Source organism: Ruegeria sp. AI3 (assembly GCF_056541245.1).
Genome location: NZ_JBQFYA010000007.1, coordinates 91,018 through 106,435, shown reverse-complemented (window position 1 = coordinate 106,435; position 15,418 = coordinate 91,018). Strand labels below are relative to the sequence as shown.

The window sequence follows — 15,418 nt, the reverse complement described above, 5'->3', positions numbered from 1 at the left end:
TCATTGGCAGCGTCTACCAAAAGAGTGTCAGCCATTAACAAACAGTCTGGCCATGTTGTTCCCATCTAGATGACAGGAGGAACAAATCATGTCGAAAACTTATTTTTCAATCTCAGTGGCACAACAGCGAGCGGAAGCGCGTGAACGTTACCTGCCCAATGCTGGTATGCCCTATGCACGCGCTATTATGGCCGACGCTTCTGAGCAATGCCTGCGAGAACATGGCGTGCTGATACCTTCTCGAAACTCTCGTGCCTACGAAGCTGTGCGGGAATGTTTGAAGATATTGGGGGAATATGAGCTTTCCGTGACTGAAAGTGGATTTGCTTCATACACTTGGCGGATGTTCATGTCCGGTGATTATGCTTCGGCCATTGATGTAATTGCTCATCAGGTTCAATTCGGAGGCTTCGACCCTGACGGAAAACTGTTCAACCTGAATACAATCTGGGAAACTGTCGTTGTTCGCTTTCCGGACGTATTTGACAGCAATGCGGTTGCATCCGCCCAAAGTCGACTTGGGAAATTGATACAGTAGAACAAGATCCAATGGGCAAAGACTTACAATGAAGCCAGGATCTAAATAGTCGTTTCAAATCGCCATCGTCTGCGTCTTGGAAGCTTCAGCAGGTGCGATTTTGCGAAAAAAATCTCGCCATTCAGTGGGAGAGCGACGTCGAGAGACGTCAACACTACAAATTGAGAGTGGCAACCCTGAGCCCGACAAAATCCAGTTTTTTAGAATTCCTTCATTTGTCCCCAGGTCGGAAGGATGTGGATACAACAAAACAAGTCGAGGCTTCGCACTGTCGTTCGAATAACCATGGCCATAGGCCAGCATTTGGTAAACATCAGATTGGGCAACACCGAGCTTCTTTTGATCTGTGATGTCCAAGCTTTTCCACTTTGTATCAACTATGACGGGCCCCGATGGATAGTCAAAAACCAGGTCCGGGATCATCCGAAAGAGCTTGTTCACAAGCACATGATGCTTCGCGTGCTGCTTGCGTACGATTTCGCTACCAATTGTTTGCTGAGCTCGTCGAGCAACGTATCTCTCAAAAAGTTCATTCATAGGAAACAAGAGAGATGTACCGGTTGTTTCGCCGGAAGTAGTACTCTGCCAATTCCCTGTCAAAAGGAGTCGTGCCAAAGGAACCAGGTCTTTGAATGCAGCCGTGCTTCGATCCAATTGCACAGGCTCATTCAGAGCATTTTCTGATTTTCCAACGTATCGAAGACCGTCCAATATTTGGTGCAGTTCTCTTTGAGTTTCTTGAGTTCTCGAAATCCCAAGTACAGCCGTTGAGGCAGCTTTTAATAGGCGATTCAGAGGTGTGTCCTCAGAAAGATCGTCGAATTGGCAGTACAGTTGCGTCGGCGCTACAGGTCTTTTCGTGAGCTGCTGCACAACTTTTAGTGTTCCGCGGACAAAAGGAAGCTCCTCGTCATTTGTCCGATACTGTCTTTGTAAACCTGCCTGCATAGCCTTTTTAAGTCGACGCACAAAGATCTGGATCAGTAACTCTAGCAAGTCATGTCTTTGGGTTGCGAGAAATGCGCTTTCGCTATCCGAAACATTCAGATCGTGAGCGACTGAAAGCATTCGAATTAGGGCGTGTTTACTTTCGGCACCAGATAGCCCTTCGATCTTCGGCAAGATTTCAACCGCTCGATCTTGCGTGCTGACTACACCGCAAACCTGTCCGGCTTTTAGACCATTCACAACCCTCGTGAGGACTGCACCTTCATGTAAGTGCAGACACCCGGCCGCTTTTTCAGCAGTTTTCTGCAAGCGGTCGACTTGCTCCTCGGAAAGTCCGTTTTCGCCAAGCCTGATCAAACCCCATTCTTTTGTAGTTAGGGTTTTTTGACGATAGCTAACACTATGCATCCAGCGTCATCCCTCTTGTTCTGTGGAGATACCCAAGAGTTCGTCATACGCCTCGGGGCCGTACTCGCCCAGCTCAAGATAGTTGTCTAAAAACCGATACCTGGGCTCTTCATAATCCACCTGCATTCCTGGTGGGGTTTGGATTCGTTCACGACGCAAAAAGCTGTCGCCGCCCCCCAAAATTGCGCGAACTCGCCCAAGATCTTCGTGGAAATATTCACGCAGTAAGGGAACCACCTTATTCCCAATTACACCGTCAAGGTCAGAGAGATCTTGGACATTTGTAAAATAGCCGTGGCCAATTAAATGATCGGCCCCCAAGAACCACTCCAGTCTTTGATTGATCGCTTTTAGCACTTGATCCAAGGGTATACCTTCGACGACCATGCCCTCTAGAACTTCGTATTTGGGAGGCAACTCTTCGAAGACAAAACGGCGCCTAAGTGCTGTGTCGAGCAAAGCAATAGATCTGTCAGCGGTGTTCATCGTACCAACGATGTGTAGATTAGATGGCAAGGAGAAGGCTTCACCTGAATATGGAAGCGAAACAGTCAATTCATTAAGAGCACCGATACGCTTGTCTTCTTCCAAAAGAGTAATGAGTTCTCCCAGCACCTTGGAGATATTAGCGCGATTGATCTCATCAATAATCAGTACGTGAGCAGGATGAAGATCAGAAGTTGCGTCGGGTTCAAGATAAGCCAACAAAGTTGGCCAGTTTATTCGCTTTGGATAGAGTTGATAAATCGATTGCTGTGAAAAGTTACTTTCATAGATGTCGCCAACTTCAAGCCCAATCTCGTCTTCTGACTGCCATCGCCACTCGACCTTTCTACGATGTGGGTAGCGTGCGTCTATTTCGAATTCATATTCGCCAGTTACTACACCGACGGCTCGAAAACGCCGATTTCCCTGACTGGCAACAACTATATCCCCCACCCGCAATTCGTTTCGTAGTTGGTTGATGAACTCTATGTTTGGGTTTTTACCTGTCGCTTCTGCTTCACCGGGTTCTTCTCGCCAGCGTTCAGCAATTGCGCGAAAGCTGCCGTAGGCGGCGTCAGACCAGTCTATTTCTCCTCCGTAGCCTAAAGAAATAATACCTTCCTCATAGGCTTCGGCGCGAATGTTGTCATCTTCCGGGTTCCAGGCCCGACCCAATGAAATCTTGAAAATCTTCTTGTCAGAATAGTCGCTTTGACTTGTCAACCTCGCGGGCCTTTGCTTCGCGCGTTCCGCGATCCGTTTTAGTACACCTGATCGAGGTGTCAGACGGAACCCCGCCGATTGAACCGCGTCGCTGTCTTCATCGCCAGTTTCCGGACGCAAACCTTCGACAAATTCTTCATAGCTGTAGTTTTGATGAAAAGTTACAAATTCAACGCGCTTTTCTGCCTGAAGCTCAGCATACCTTTTCATAAGCTTTGAACGTGTTGCCGGAACTTGTCCGTCGCATATGGCTACGGCCCGTCGTGCTGTTTCGTAGGTTTTGCCTGTACCCGGAGGGCCATAGAGGATTGTGTTCAGAGATTGCCGTTTATTACGAGCAACTGGCTCGACCGGCTCGTCATTCGATTCAACTGATACCGATGAACCTTGGAACGCTTGTGCAGTTTTTGATTTTTTTGTCTTTGTAGGTCGCCATTGCGCTACAAACTCATCCAAATAGAAATCCAATGGATCTGTTCGTTGTTTTTCGATCTCTTCCCGAAGCTCCAATAATTCATGATCCACACGTGATAGCTCCCACTTGTTGACTTCCCTTATCGGAACATCTCGGAGCGTAGAAACAATCATCTTTTTGTCTTTGAAGCTGCTAATGCGCTCGAAACTATCTGGGAAAACTAGGTGCGTCAGAATATGACGAAGCTGACGGTTTTCCCCATCTGCTACACTCAACAACCAGTCGTTAAATTTCCACGGTTCATTTGCAAGCTCACTTTTTTCTACTTGCGACTTTGATTTGAAATCACGCATTGCGTTGATGAAAAATACATACTCACGCCATCTGTGCGTGTTGTATGCCGTTCCTGTGTGACCGATTCCCCCCAGACACTCTTTGGTCAACAGGTGATGGCTCTCGTCCAAATCTTCATCCGACCAAGACCAGATTAGTTGGATATCTGATCTCTTCTTTTCAGGCGTGATCCGTGAAGCAAACAACAGCAGCAACCAAGTCACCTCAGCCATCAGCTGTTTGCCTTGCGATGAGCATCGCGAGAGTTGATCTTCAAGTTTCTCGTAGAAGTTTCCTTCTCCTTCGTCCAAGTTTTGCACAAAGTACAGATCAAGCTCGTCGAACAGTTCTTTTGTCCAACGGCTTTCGCCTGCCAAAAACAAGGACCCGTCCGTCTCAAGACAGTTCTGAACCCAAACACTTGCAGCTTCGTACACAGGCGCTGCGTGCTCATGCGGATTATATCGAGACATGCTACCTGGCTCCTCCGAGGACATTTTTGTTTTTCACACTGGTGGTAATGGGCCTAATTCTCAACCACAGGATAATATGGTTGTCCCCAATTCTCCCCGGGATGATCCATCATGATGTCAATGAATACAGGAACTAAAAAGGACAAGATGACCGCTCCGTCTCGGACTTGTTCCCGGTTTGCAGAACTTTTCCACGTAGATCCACCGTGAATCAGTTGGTTGCGTAAGACATAAAGCCGCTCAAACAACTTGCTTAAGACCTGAGCGCTGTCTTGCGCTTGTATTGCGTTCGTGAATGCGCGCGAGGACGTCACAAAGCGCCGCTCCCAATCTTCAAAACCTGGCTTACCGTTAAAGTGATGCCAAAAAGCGCTGAAGATGAATCTGTTGCTCATCAGGCTTCGTATTGGCCCTGAGAATTTTTTCCAGATCGCATCATAGATTCGCTGCTCATCATCCAGTGAAACCAGCTTTGAAAAAAATTCAGTGTATACCGTCCGCTCAGTGGCCGCATACTCATGGAACGCGTCTTCTCTAGCGTATGCGGCATTGAAAGCGATCCAAAGAAAAACAAACTGAGCATCGTTATCGTCGCTAAGCGTTTCGGCTCTCCCAAGCCAGCTTAGGGCTCTATGAACTCGCAAACCAAGGCCCTCAGGAAACCCATTTCGAATTTCCCTCTGCTTTGACTTCAAGTTGGTATGAGATAGATCCAAAGTCATTTTCCGACCTTTCGACACTTCGCTCGCACAGCAAGTCTGGCATTTAGCTCAGCATTTTTGTCACACTAATCAGCGTGCTGATACCTGGCGACTGCTAATTCAAAATGTACCAAAGTGACGAATTATTGTTCATGTATAGGCAGAAATTTGAAATTCCGCGATCTGGGCAAGATCCACTTTCTCATCGGTGTAGACTGGTGTGAATTGGAATACAATTACAGCACCGATAATACCTAGAACAAACTGTGTCAGAGCTTTATTCGCAAACATTTATTCATCCCTTATTTGGTTGACGAATGGTTCGAGTACCTTGATGGCTCGAACAGCAAGTCTTCACGTCTTCAAGTTGTGTTGCTCTTGAGATAAAACATTATATTGTGTGCCAGATTTTTTTTCCGTGCTGCCACTATTTGTGGCTCAGTTCATCTGATTTTTTGTAAATATATGAAAAAATGTCATATTTTAGGGGTTAAGGTGTTGATAAGACTTGCCGCAGAAAGCCAGCGGCTTTTTTGTGCAATTTAATATGTGCCAATCGTAATGATAGCGGTGGTATAAAATACATGCGAGCAGGCCATGAAATTTAGTCTCCGAACTCGAAGAGGCTTTGACCAAAGCGCAAATGCTCGCGCGGAAACATGAGAAAACTTCCAAGATTCACATCAATGAAATCAATGTTGAAAACGCAAGTTTGTAAGCGCCCCTACAACCTCGTAGGAATCCCCGCAAAATAGATTGAGCCCAATCATTTGGCAGCACTTTCACGTTCTCTGGCGTAGATTAAAAAGTTCGGTTGTGTCCCCATGACTAACTCAGCCTTGAAACAAGATAATTGATCGGAGGAAAAGATCGTGAAGAATTTGGTATTGATAGCAGCGGCACTGCCTTTAGTTGCGGCGTGTACAAATGTAGACGGAACTGCCGCGATTACGCGCATTGAAAGCCCGATTTGGCACAGCGCGACGCCTATGGAAACCAAACGCGCACATTTCACCAAGAAGTGCCAAAATTTTGGTTTTGTTCCGGGCACCCAAGAAATGACGCAGTGTGTAATGACCACTTGGCAGCAGTCAGAGGCAAATTCTGGGGCCGCTCAAACGGGTGCTGCTCTTATTGCGCTTGGCGCTGAAACATTGAATAGCCCGGCACCGGCCCCCCAAAGATCACATTGCACAGTGACTTCTACAGGCGCACGCTCAGGCGTTGTCGGGCACGTGAGTTGCTAGAAACGCCGCTACTCACCCACTGAGTTTATGTCCCTTCCTAGAAACTAACCGATGCTCAAAATATGACGCAATTCAGGGTTTACTTTGAGCAACGGTCTCTGCTCGAATTTAGGTGAAGTCGGCATAGGACAACTTGATGAAGCTAACTACTCGAATAGGGTTTCCAGCGGTGACCAGATCTGGTCGAGACGCAGGATTCGAGCAAATCAGCACGAAAGGGCCAAAGGTGCAGATCAAAGATCTTCTGGGGGTCCTAGCGCTGCTTGTGCTGCTTGTTCAGCCGGCTTGGTCAAAGGAAATGACCTTTGACATAATCTACGCGAACCACAGCAACTACGTGGTAGCTGATGGTGAGATAACTTCAGATACCCCTAATGTATTTCGAGAGTTTCTCAACTCAGAGCCATTTGATGGTTTCACCTTTTATATCGATTTGAACTCACGGGGTGGCAGCCTTTTTGGGGGCATGGCGCTCGGGAAAATGATACGGGAACAGGGGTTGATCGCGCGCGTTGTCTCGTATCGCCAGAGAACAGAAGGCGATGACTATTGGCGCCCCAAGGAAGAGCCCGGGATATGTATGTCGGCTTGTGCTCTCGCCTTCCTTGGAGGGGAAAGCAGGGAGTTAAGGGACGATTCAATTCTCGGTTTCCACCAGTTCAGCAGCGCGGCCAACGCAGCAGGCCAAGTAGCTGATGTCTATGAAACTGAAGTTATGACACAAACCCTTTCTGGAATTGTTCACAGCTACATTTCGTCTATGGGAATATCGCCAGACCTTTTCTCAAGAATGAGCATGACAATACCTGAGGAGATGTACATTCCGACATTTGAGGAGTTAACGTCGTTCAACATTCTGCCTGCCGATGCATTCAGCAATTTCACTTTGGAACCTTATGGTGAAGGTGTTTTTGCATACGCAACCTTCCCGGGAAATGTAGAAGGCAGAAATATCATCGGAAAAGTCTCTGTGTTCTGCCGAGCTGAAGTCCCATTTTTGCTTCTTTCGCTGCTTGAAGATCAGAAACAGATTGATGAACGCACAATGGGCCTCGCTCAAGAGATGGTTAGCGGTTTTTCCCTGTGGGCACCGCCCGGAAAACCAAAATTAGAGTATCCACCGCAGAACGTGCGTTTTTATAGTAACAGTCACGCCGTGGCGGAAATCCAAATTGACTCTCGCGGTGTAGATTTGCTGTCAGGTGAGGCGAAAGGCGTGGTTCGGTTACCCGGTGCACTTGGCATTAGCATGTATTTCCATCTTCGTCCGAATGAGTCGGACAAGCGCCTGATGAGGAGTGCGTTTCAGCTCTGCATTAGTGGAGAGCAACCCGAAGACGAGGGCCGTAGCAGCGTAAAAGATGATCTCGTCGACCGCTATAATGCGGAAGGAATTTACAAAAATTACCTCGCGGGTTGGTCGCTTCCTAACACGTCGGCGATGAGAGCAATGGAGAATGCCTACAGCTCAAAAATCGAATTTTACGGTAGTATGTTGAGTAAAACAGCGTTGTTAAAAGAAAAGCAAAAATTCGCTGAGCGTTGGCCAAATAGAGATTACACTGCCAGGGACGGAAGCTTCGATATTTCTTGTTCAGGGGACTTGTGCGTTGTCGCCGCAATGATCGACTGGTTTGCACATAGCCCTGACAGAGGGAAAACGGCGCGCGGTGTGGCTTGGTACGAATTAGGGTTCGACACAAAAACGGGGCAAATAGTCTTCGAGAACGGTGAAAGCAGGAAAGAGTAACGTTCAGGAAGCGAGTTTCATTTTGACGCCTGGAGTTAACTTTTTGGCAGAATCTATAAAGAAACCTTTCTCTCAAACCTTCATTTTATCAGAGGGTTAAAGAGGAAGGTTACTTGAAATGAATTATGAAACTCACATGGCGATTTCGAATTCTGTGCAAGGGGCAATGCTCCTGACATGGCTGGGATTTTTGATTTTTGGCATGACACGGAAAGCGTACGCACCAATTGATGGTTTGACGTTCTTTGGTTTTACTTTTGGTGTTCCACTTGTCTGGAAGGTGCTTGTTTCGTACGGAATTCCGTCGACCTTCAATACTTGGACCGAGGCGCATGCAGTCAACGCTCTGATGTTGATTGGGCAGGGCTATCTAGCCTACTTCGTCGGAACAGTCTTGGCGCGACGCGCTTCGATGCTAAACCGTGATTGGACCTGGGGCTTGTGGATTTTTTTGCCCTTCGCGGTGTTCATGCTGCCGTTCGTTGGTCCCAAGACACCAAACGTCAAATTTGCCTAATTCAAATTGGCCGGTTTGCTTTTCCAAGAGGGCGTGTTGATCAGCGTCCTCTGTTGCCTATACGCCAGTGCAAACCTGTAAATTCTGGACGCAGCCGACTAACATTTTGAAATCTGATCCCTCAGCAATAGGATTTTGGAAAATCGAATTCAAACTGGTGTGTTCATGGAAGTCGATGCCTCTAGGCTCACGCATTTAATCGGCGAGTTAGAAAAACTTTCTGGTGACAAAGGAATAGCTGAACGAGTGCTCAAGAAGAGTGGTTTGACGCGCAAGGACGCAGCGCCAAACGCCAAGCACTATGAGTACAAAAAAGAAGCTTTGTTTGTGAGGGAGGCCTGCGACGCTTTAGGCGACGTAACATTTGGAGCTCGGGCGGGTGCGACCTGGCGAGTTTCAAATAGCTTAACAGGCTACATCAGTAAGTATTCTAAGGACCTGCGAGCTGCTGTAGAAAACACCGCAAGGTTTCATGAGATCATCGATCCGGCTGTCCAATACATTCTGAAAGTATCCGGAAACGCTGCGTCTTTCGAAGTGACATGGAAGGATCCAAGCTACTCTAAATTCCATAGGCATACTGAATTTTTGTTGTTTGGAGTGTTGTCCAGAATGCGGGCGATTACGCAAACCAATTTCTTTCCGATAGAAATGCGGTTCGACCACGAGGTTAGAAAATCAGCTGAGAAGTTTCAAAAATTGGCGGGTTTCCCCGTCGTCTTTGGGTCGGAAAGTCTTGAAATCATTTTGCCGCTTTCCGCGCTAGACTTGGCGATACCGACCTATGATTTGAGACTGAGAGAGCATCTTTCTGAATATGGAGAGCGCCTACTGCGAGAGCAGGTTAACGGACATCAAACACTTCGATCCCGAATAGAAGGTTTGTTGACGACCTCACTCCCGGCGCGAATTCTGTCGGCAGATGAGGTTGCAGCCAGCCTCGGAATGAGCCCTAGGACTTTTGCGCGTCGTCTCAAAGAGGAGAGGCTCACATTCCGTTTAATTGTGGACGAACTTAGGTTTGATCTCGCAAAGACTTTTATGAAAGATGATATGGCGTTTTCTGAGATCGCATTTGCGCTCGGCTATGCCGACCAAGCCGCATTCTCCACAGCTTTCAAACGTTGGACCGGCGTTGCACCAAGGGGCTACTCACTGCTCAACTGATCCAGCTCTTTGATTGCGAGCTTAAATGGCGCGCGCAGGGGATGCTCGTTAGCACATCCTAAGAAGCCGAGTGCATCAACAGGCAAATTAGCCGATTGTGTTTCTGAAAACCCTTCTGTTGATTTCCTGTCTGAAGTCGTTGATGGCGCAGAAGTTCCTAGCTTTCAGTGAAAGTAGGAATTTGCCCGGAACTGGCATGACAAAAAAAGCTTTTGGCCGCATCTCGCAATTAATTCGGGAGAGAGTGGGTCAAATGCAGACCAGTTCCGCTGTATCGTCGAACAGGCGAAGCTCGACGGCGAGGAGTGCGGCGGGATCAGGGGGCGTGGCACGCAACAGAACACAAATGTCTGCGTAGCCCCCCCGCCGATCACCTGTGGTGTGCATTGTTCAACAAATGGAGAAGAAATAGATGCTGCGATTGGCATTCATAATTTGCTTCTTTTCGGCGAGTTCGCTTTCTGCGGGGAGCTTACAGGTTCGCGACGCTGATACCATCGTAGTGAACGGTACACCTGTCCGACTACAAGGTGTCGATGCACCCGAACTCGGCAGCGTCGCTGGTAGGGATGCGAAACGTTGGATGGTGATGTTTTTGAATGGCAAGACTGTTGAGTGCAAACTCAACGGAGAACGAACGTACGACCGGTATGTGGGCGTCTGTTATGCGGATGGGCAAGACGTTGGCGCCGCGGTTATATCTGCCGGCCATGCATTGGATTGCGCACGATACTCTGGTGGTCGCTACCGTCATCTGGAAACATCCGCGGCAAAATCTCGACTAAGACGCGCAAAGTACTGTTGAACGGCACAATTCCTCAAGCCTCTGGCAGGAAGTAAAAAGTCAATTCCTAGAGCGGACTTATGTAAATCAAAGGTTTACGTGAGGTCGCTGTTATGAAGGAAGAAGTAGAAAACTCTGGAACCGAAAACGTAGGCGGGCTCGCCTCGGATTTCGTGGGTCAATCTGACGTCAAAAGTCAAAACCTCGGGTACGCGCGGAAGCTCATCCGGCTTGCCTGGGGAATTGAGCTTATTCTAGTGTCTGTCGGTTTGGGAATTGCATTCGCACAGGCTTCAAGCATGCCAGAGGGCAGTGGATTTGCGCAGACGTTTCCAGTCTTCGGCGTTTTTGTTGTTCTTGCTGCCGTAGAGTTGGCGAAGATTCCGGCAGCGACTGTTGTTTTTCATTCAAGACGCTGGGCGCGTTTGTTCGCATCCGTTGGGCTATTGGTGGCTGCACTGATTTCTTTCGAGACAATTTTCAACGGATTCGAGAGGTTTGTTCACGTCACAACCACGCCAGTAGCAGAAGCCAAAGCGGAACTAAGGGAAATCAAAGGCGAAATCAAAGCTTTGTCGGAAGCCGCCTTGCAGGATGAACTTGATGGAACAAAGATCAAGGAAGCTGATGCTGAACAATTGGAGAGTCTTCGCACCTCGTTGGCCCTGCGAGAAGAGGCACTTCAGCGTGCAAAGCAAAGTCTTGAGAGCTTAGAGACAAGAGAACTTCGTTCTCAGCTAGAGCGCGTGATCCACCAGCAAACAGAAGCTGGCGATGCGGCCGCAGACGCATGGCAAAGCGAACAAGACAGCATCATGTCTCGCCTTAACGGATCAGCAATCGACCAGCAAACTCGGGCTCAATTGAATGCCCGTATGAGAAGCATGCCGGCCAAGCAGACAGTTATCGCAGAAGCCCGCGCACCATTTGATGCCGAGATCCAAAAGCTAAACACGGAAATCGAAGCGTCCATTACAGAACCTGATCCGCAGGCGCTGGCAGCGTTGAATGATGCTCAGACCGCAAGGAACCAAGCAGCCGAGCGGTTGTCAGAGCACGAAGCCGAAAGTGCAGTGCGGGCTGCGGAGCGAGTTGAAGCGCTTGCGAAAACTCAGATGCATGCTGCCGAACGTGGTGCCAAAATTGAGGTGTTGGAGGAAAAAGCGGTTACGAAATCCGCCGATGTCGAGGAGCTCTCCAACCAGTCTCAAATGCACCGTTGGGCGTCGTTTGTCTTTGGTGTTGAGCCGTACGAAGTTTCCGAAGACCAGGCCAAACAGATTGGTGCCGCGTTTGGGGTATTGCTTGGGGTCGTGGGCGCTTTGACCGGAGCAAGTGTTGCCCTCTATGCCGAGTGGTTTCGCGTACGTGGCGTGAAACCTGTCGTGCAACGCGTCGAGGTGCCGGTTGAAGTCACTGTGGAAAAAGAAATTGAAAAGCCAGTCGAAATCGAGGTGCCCGTAACGAAGTTTACCTACGTACCTGTTCCTGTCGGAGAAAACGTACAGGGCGCCTTGGATGCCATCCTCGAAGCCCTTCCTGAAGAAGCCGCAAACGAACTAAAAACTCAGCTCGCGGCTTCCCAAAAAGATTCTGATAGTGAGGAGATTAGCTATGCGCACGCTGCATGATACGCAGATGCTGGAATCCGTTGTTCGGTCCATGTCAGACAAGATCGCTGAACCAGCAAGACAAGTTCGCGAAGCATCTGCTCGTCTCACCAGAACAGTTGAAGCCGAAGCTCAAGTTAAAATCGAGCACGCCGCCGCACAGTCCAAGCGTCGTGTCCTTATTGCAGAGGGAATTCGGTCCTCACTGATTATGATTGCTGCCGCAGTTTTAGTTTTAGCGATTGGTTTTGCTGTCAGTTGGATAATGCAGTCAGAGTCCGAAGTCCAAGTAACAGAGGCCTCCGATGCGACTGCCACTGAAGTCAGCCCTTGGCCCGCTGTTGGAACTAATGAGAAGTCCGTTGATGGAGGAGTAATCACAACCGACTTTACTATTTTCAGGGAAACATCAGTCATGTTGGGAGGTACAGAATTTCCTGTGACCGCCGGGCATTCCTTCAAGCACGAAGAAGACAAGAACTTCGATACAGCCTGGTGCTATTCGAACATCTATGCGGACGGGTTGAATCTAAAAATTAGCCTCGGGAATCTCGATCCAGGTGGAACGCCGCAACAAGCTTTTGTGTCGAATGCTACCCTGTCAAAAGCCGGGATTTCCAAAGGTGAAGCAGAAAAGCTCTTCCGAAATTGTCCTTGGCTGAACGGCAATCCTAATACGGCTCAAATACCTGAAAGGGGCAAGAAATACAGTTTTTCCGGAGAGGTCACTGCGGAAAGCGTGGACGCTTTGATCAATGCAATTGGTCAAGGCGCGAACGTCATAGAGTTCTCATCTCCTGGAGGTTTAGTAGACGAGGCTATCCGCGGACATACGGTTCTTCGCGACGCAGACGTAAAAACCATTGCGACTGGTCCGTGTGCTAGCTCGTGCACTTTGCTTTTTCTGGGAGGCGCAGAAAGGGATGTGGTTGGAAGCGGTTCAATTGAAGTTCACCAATGGCGGACAGAAGTTGGTGTGTCGGATGAGGCCGACTCCCAACTAACCTCAGCCATTCTCGTTCACCTGTTTTCAGCGGCAGGGGTTTCAGAGGAGTTTTTTGTGGCTGGAGCGTCTACACCGGCCGACCAACTTTACAGGTTATCCCGAGCTGAGCTGGTAAATTGGGGCGTCGTGACACAGTGATCAACAGTAAAACGCAAGAAGTCGTCAACTTGACATGTCGAGATGTCAATATTATTCAGCTCGTCATGACAAATGGAATCACACTTGAAGAACTGAGCGAAAGAACTGGGGTGGAACCTCGAACATTGCGCTCATGGATAAGCGAAGGACTACTTTCCTCGCCAAGCAAATCGGGGAGAGGGGCAACCTACCCTGCAACAAATGTAGAGCGAGCCAAGGCAGTTTTGACGTTAAAAAACTTATACGGCATGACGCTGGCAGACATTGGACTCCGGTTCATGACGGCAACGGAAGAACAGATAGAAGAATGGGCCGAGGAGTTGCCGACCGCAACCAGATCGCGAGGTTCGGCGCGGGAATATCTCAGGAACATTGAGACACAAAAGGAGGTTCCGCTCGCGTACAAAATGGCACCGATGCCGCGCGCAAGATCTGATGGCCAGCACAGCGAAGAAAGCCGCGATCTGTTCGGTGACAAGAAACCGCGTTTCAGTGAACGGCGGGAAGCAAAGCGCCTTGAGAGAGAAGAGAGCCTTGCCAGTATCGAGCAACTGATCGTCAGTTTGGAAGAGCTTTTCGAGGGCCCAGCACCTCGGCGTGCCCGAGGCATGATCTGGAACCGGATCTCCATCACTCCAGACCTGGAGCTTTCGATCAGAGGAAAGCTTGAACCAAGAGAGCGCGCATTATTCGAACAACTCGCGGACCATCTCCGCGCAATACTAATAGGAGGCAAGAAACGTGACTGATAATAATATTGAACTGAAGTGCCAATTTGACCGTGAGCAGTTTTGGGAACGCGGCGACTCCGTTCGCTACTTGGTGGCCAAGGTAAGAGCCTCGGATTGCAACTCGTCTTCTAGACGCGAACGGGAACCCATGAACATTGCTTTGGCAATTGACGTCAGTGGCTCGATGTCAGGTGGAAAGCTTGAGGCAGCAAAACAGGCAGCGTTGGGCCTTGTGCCGAAGCTGTCAAGCCAAGATCGTTTGACGCTTGTTTCCTTTGGTTCGGACGTTGTTACTCACCTGGATGCTGTTTCGGTCGACAACAAAAATTTGCCAGAAATCGAGTTTGAGATTTCGCGCTTGCGGACGCGTGGATGTACAAACTTGAGCGGTGGGTGGTTCCAAGCTGTTGACCGTGCCGCCACCGTTTACGAGGCGGACTCCAGACTGCCGCCACGGGTCATTATCCTAAGCGATGGGCACGCCAACGAAGGCGTTACGGATCCTTTTGAACTCCGCCGGCATGCGAGCGAACTGCGCAAAAGAGGCGTAACAACTTCAGCACTCGGTATTGGAAATGGATACGATGAACAGCTGCTGCGGGGCATCTCTGAAAATGGAGGTGGAAGACTGCATGATGCCGAATTTGACACCGAGATTTCATCGGTTTTGCTCGGGGAGCTAGAAGACATCTTCTCTACCGTGGCCGACAACGTCGAAGTTTCAATTCAGTATCCAGCTGGGTTTCACGTAGAAATCCTCGGCAAATCCTCATCTCTTGGACACGCGGGACGCTTGAATGTCGATTTGGGGCCCCTTCAAAACGAAGTAGAACGCGCGGTGGTAGCAAAAGTAACTTGTCCGACGTCTGCTCATAAACAGCGATTTGAATTCACAGCGAGCGTTTCTGCCAGATCAGTGGGAGGCGGCGAGCCATTTCAACCGCAATTCAGTACAGCCCTACTTATGGCTGCGGACAGAGGAGAAAACGCAAGGTGTCCAAAATCATCGGAAATTGCGTCGATAGTCGCAACACATTGGCAGGCTCACGTATTGAACCGCGCGGGGCAAATGAACCGAGATCGAGCGTTTCGGGAGGCGGCCAACTACGTTGAAAGAGAGTTACGGTATTTTGAGGCATATGTTCGCGAATTGCCGGGAAGCCGGGAACTGGTGCGTGGCCTAAAAGTACTCGCACGGCACGTAGACCGTGATATTTCTCCAAGAATGCACAAAGAAATGACGCTCAGTTCAGAGCTTGCGTTTCATCGCCGTGCAGACCACCGTGGAACCGCAAAAAAATCCTGGGTGGATCGCATGGTCGGTGGTGATTAAAAAACTCTCTGAAAACCAGATATTCCGAGCTTTTTGCGCGTTGTTTATTGGCGCGCAAACTCGGCAGCATCGACGGCGAAATCCAAATGTGAGGCTTGCCATCGGTCACC

Annotated in this window: 12 protein-coding genes; 9 read left to right on the top strand and 3 right to left on the bottom strand. The window is 49.1% G+C overall.

Translation table 11 applies throughout. The features are described 5' to 3' along the window. Positions 1-88 precede the first annotated feature (88 nt). Positions 89-538, top strand: coding sequence for a hypothetical protein (locus tag ACRZ95_RS12260; RefSeq protein WP_170486084.1), 450 nt, complete (start codon positions 89-91; stop codon positions 536-538). Between the two features lie 54 nt (positions 539-592). Here the strand turns inward: ACRZ95_RS12260 and ACRZ95_RS12255 are convergent, their stop codons facing one another. Genes ACRZ95_RS12255 through ACRZ95_RS12245 form a run of 3 tightly spaced genes read right to left on the bottom strand, consistent with a single transcriptional unit; the run spans position 593 to position 5,046 of the window. Further along, a complete protein-coding gene (locus ACRZ95_RS12255; protein WP_170541096.1) occupies positions 593-1,894 on the bottom strand; it encodes an McrC family protein in 1,302 nt (433 codons plus the stop codon). 6 nt (positions 1,895-1,900) lie between these two features. Beyond that, positions 1,901-4,324: an AAA family ATPase gene (locus tag ACRZ95_RS12250; RefSeq protein ID WP_254435589.1), complete on the bottom strand. Its 2,424-nt coding sequence runs from the start codon at positions 4,322-4,324 to the stop codon at positions 1,901-1,903. A gap of 53 nt (positions 4,325-4,377) precedes the next feature. Further along, complete coding sequence (locus tag ACRZ95_RS12245) at positions 4,378-5,046, bottom strand: HEPN domain-containing protein (RefSeq protein ID WP_170679160.1); 669 nt, start codon at positions 5,044-5,046, stop codon at positions 4,378-4,380. Positions 5,047-6,408: 1,362 nt separating this feature from the next. Between ACRZ95_RS12245 and ACRZ95_RS12240 the strand changes: the two genes are divergently transcribed. The 8 genes from ACRZ95_RS12240 to ACRZ95_RS12205 all read left to right on the top strand — a co-directional run bounded on the left by ACRZ95_RS12240 (position 6,409) and on the right by ACRZ95_RS12205 (position 15,308). Continuing rightward, positions 6,409-8,022 carry a COG3904 family protein gene (locus ACRZ95_RS12240; RefSeq protein WP_170679162.1) on the top strand — a complete coding sequence of 538 codons (1,614 nt, stop codon included), beginning with the start codon at positions 6,409-6,411 and terminating at the stop codon, positions 8,020-8,022. A 118-nt stretch (positions 8,023-8,140) separates the two neighbouring features. Next, positions 8,141-8,539: a hypothetical protein gene (locus ACRZ95_RS12235; RefSeq protein WP_170679164.1), complete on the top strand. Its 399-nt coding sequence runs from the start codon at positions 8,141-8,143 to the stop codon at positions 8,537-8,539. 165 nt (positions 8,540-8,704) lie between these two features. Further along, positions 8,705-9,706: an AraC family transcriptional regulator gene (locus tag ACRZ95_RS12230; RefSeq protein WP_170679166.1), complete on the top strand. Its 1,002-nt coding sequence runs from the start codon at positions 8,705-8,707 to the stop codon at positions 9,704-9,706. Between the two features lie 412 nt (positions 9,707-10,118). Next, the gene (locus tag ACRZ95_RS12225) at positions 10,119-10,511 is read left to right on the top strand and encodes a thermonuclease family protein (protein ID WP_170494867.1); all 393 of its coding nucleotides are present in this window, start codon (positions 10,119-10,121) and stop codon (positions 10,509-10,511) included. A 92-nt stretch (positions 10,512-10,603) separates the two neighbouring features. After that, positions 10,604-12,121, top strand: coding sequence for a coiled-coil domain-containing protein (locus ACRZ95_RS12220; protein WP_170679168.1), 1,518 nt, complete (start codon positions 10,604-10,606; stop codon positions 12,119-12,121). Further along, on the top strand, positions 12,105-13,244 hold the full coding sequence (locus ACRZ95_RS12215) for a Clp protease/crotonase-like domain-containing protein (RefSeq protein WP_170679170.1): 1,140 nt from the start codon (positions 12,105-12,107) through the stop codon (positions 13,242-13,244). The genes ACRZ95_RS12220 and ACRZ95_RS12215 overlap by 17 nt, the downstream gene beginning before the upstream one ends. Continuing rightward, positions 13,241-13,993, top strand: a complete 753-nt coding sequence (locus ACRZ95_RS12210) for a helix-turn-helix domain-containing protein (protein ID WP_170679172.1) — start codon at positions 13,241-13,243, stop codon at positions 13,991-13,993. The genes ACRZ95_RS12215 and ACRZ95_RS12210 overlap by 4 nt, the downstream gene beginning before the upstream one ends. Beyond that, the gene (locus tag ACRZ95_RS12205) at positions 13,986-15,308 is read left to right on the top strand and encodes a vWA domain-containing protein (protein WP_170679174.1); all 1,323 of its coding nucleotides are present in this window, start codon (positions 13,986-13,988) and stop codon (positions 15,306-15,308) included. Before ACRZ95_RS12210 ends, ACRZ95_RS12205 begins: the two co-directional genes overlap by 8 nt. Positions 15,309-15,418: the final 110 nt, after the last annotated feature.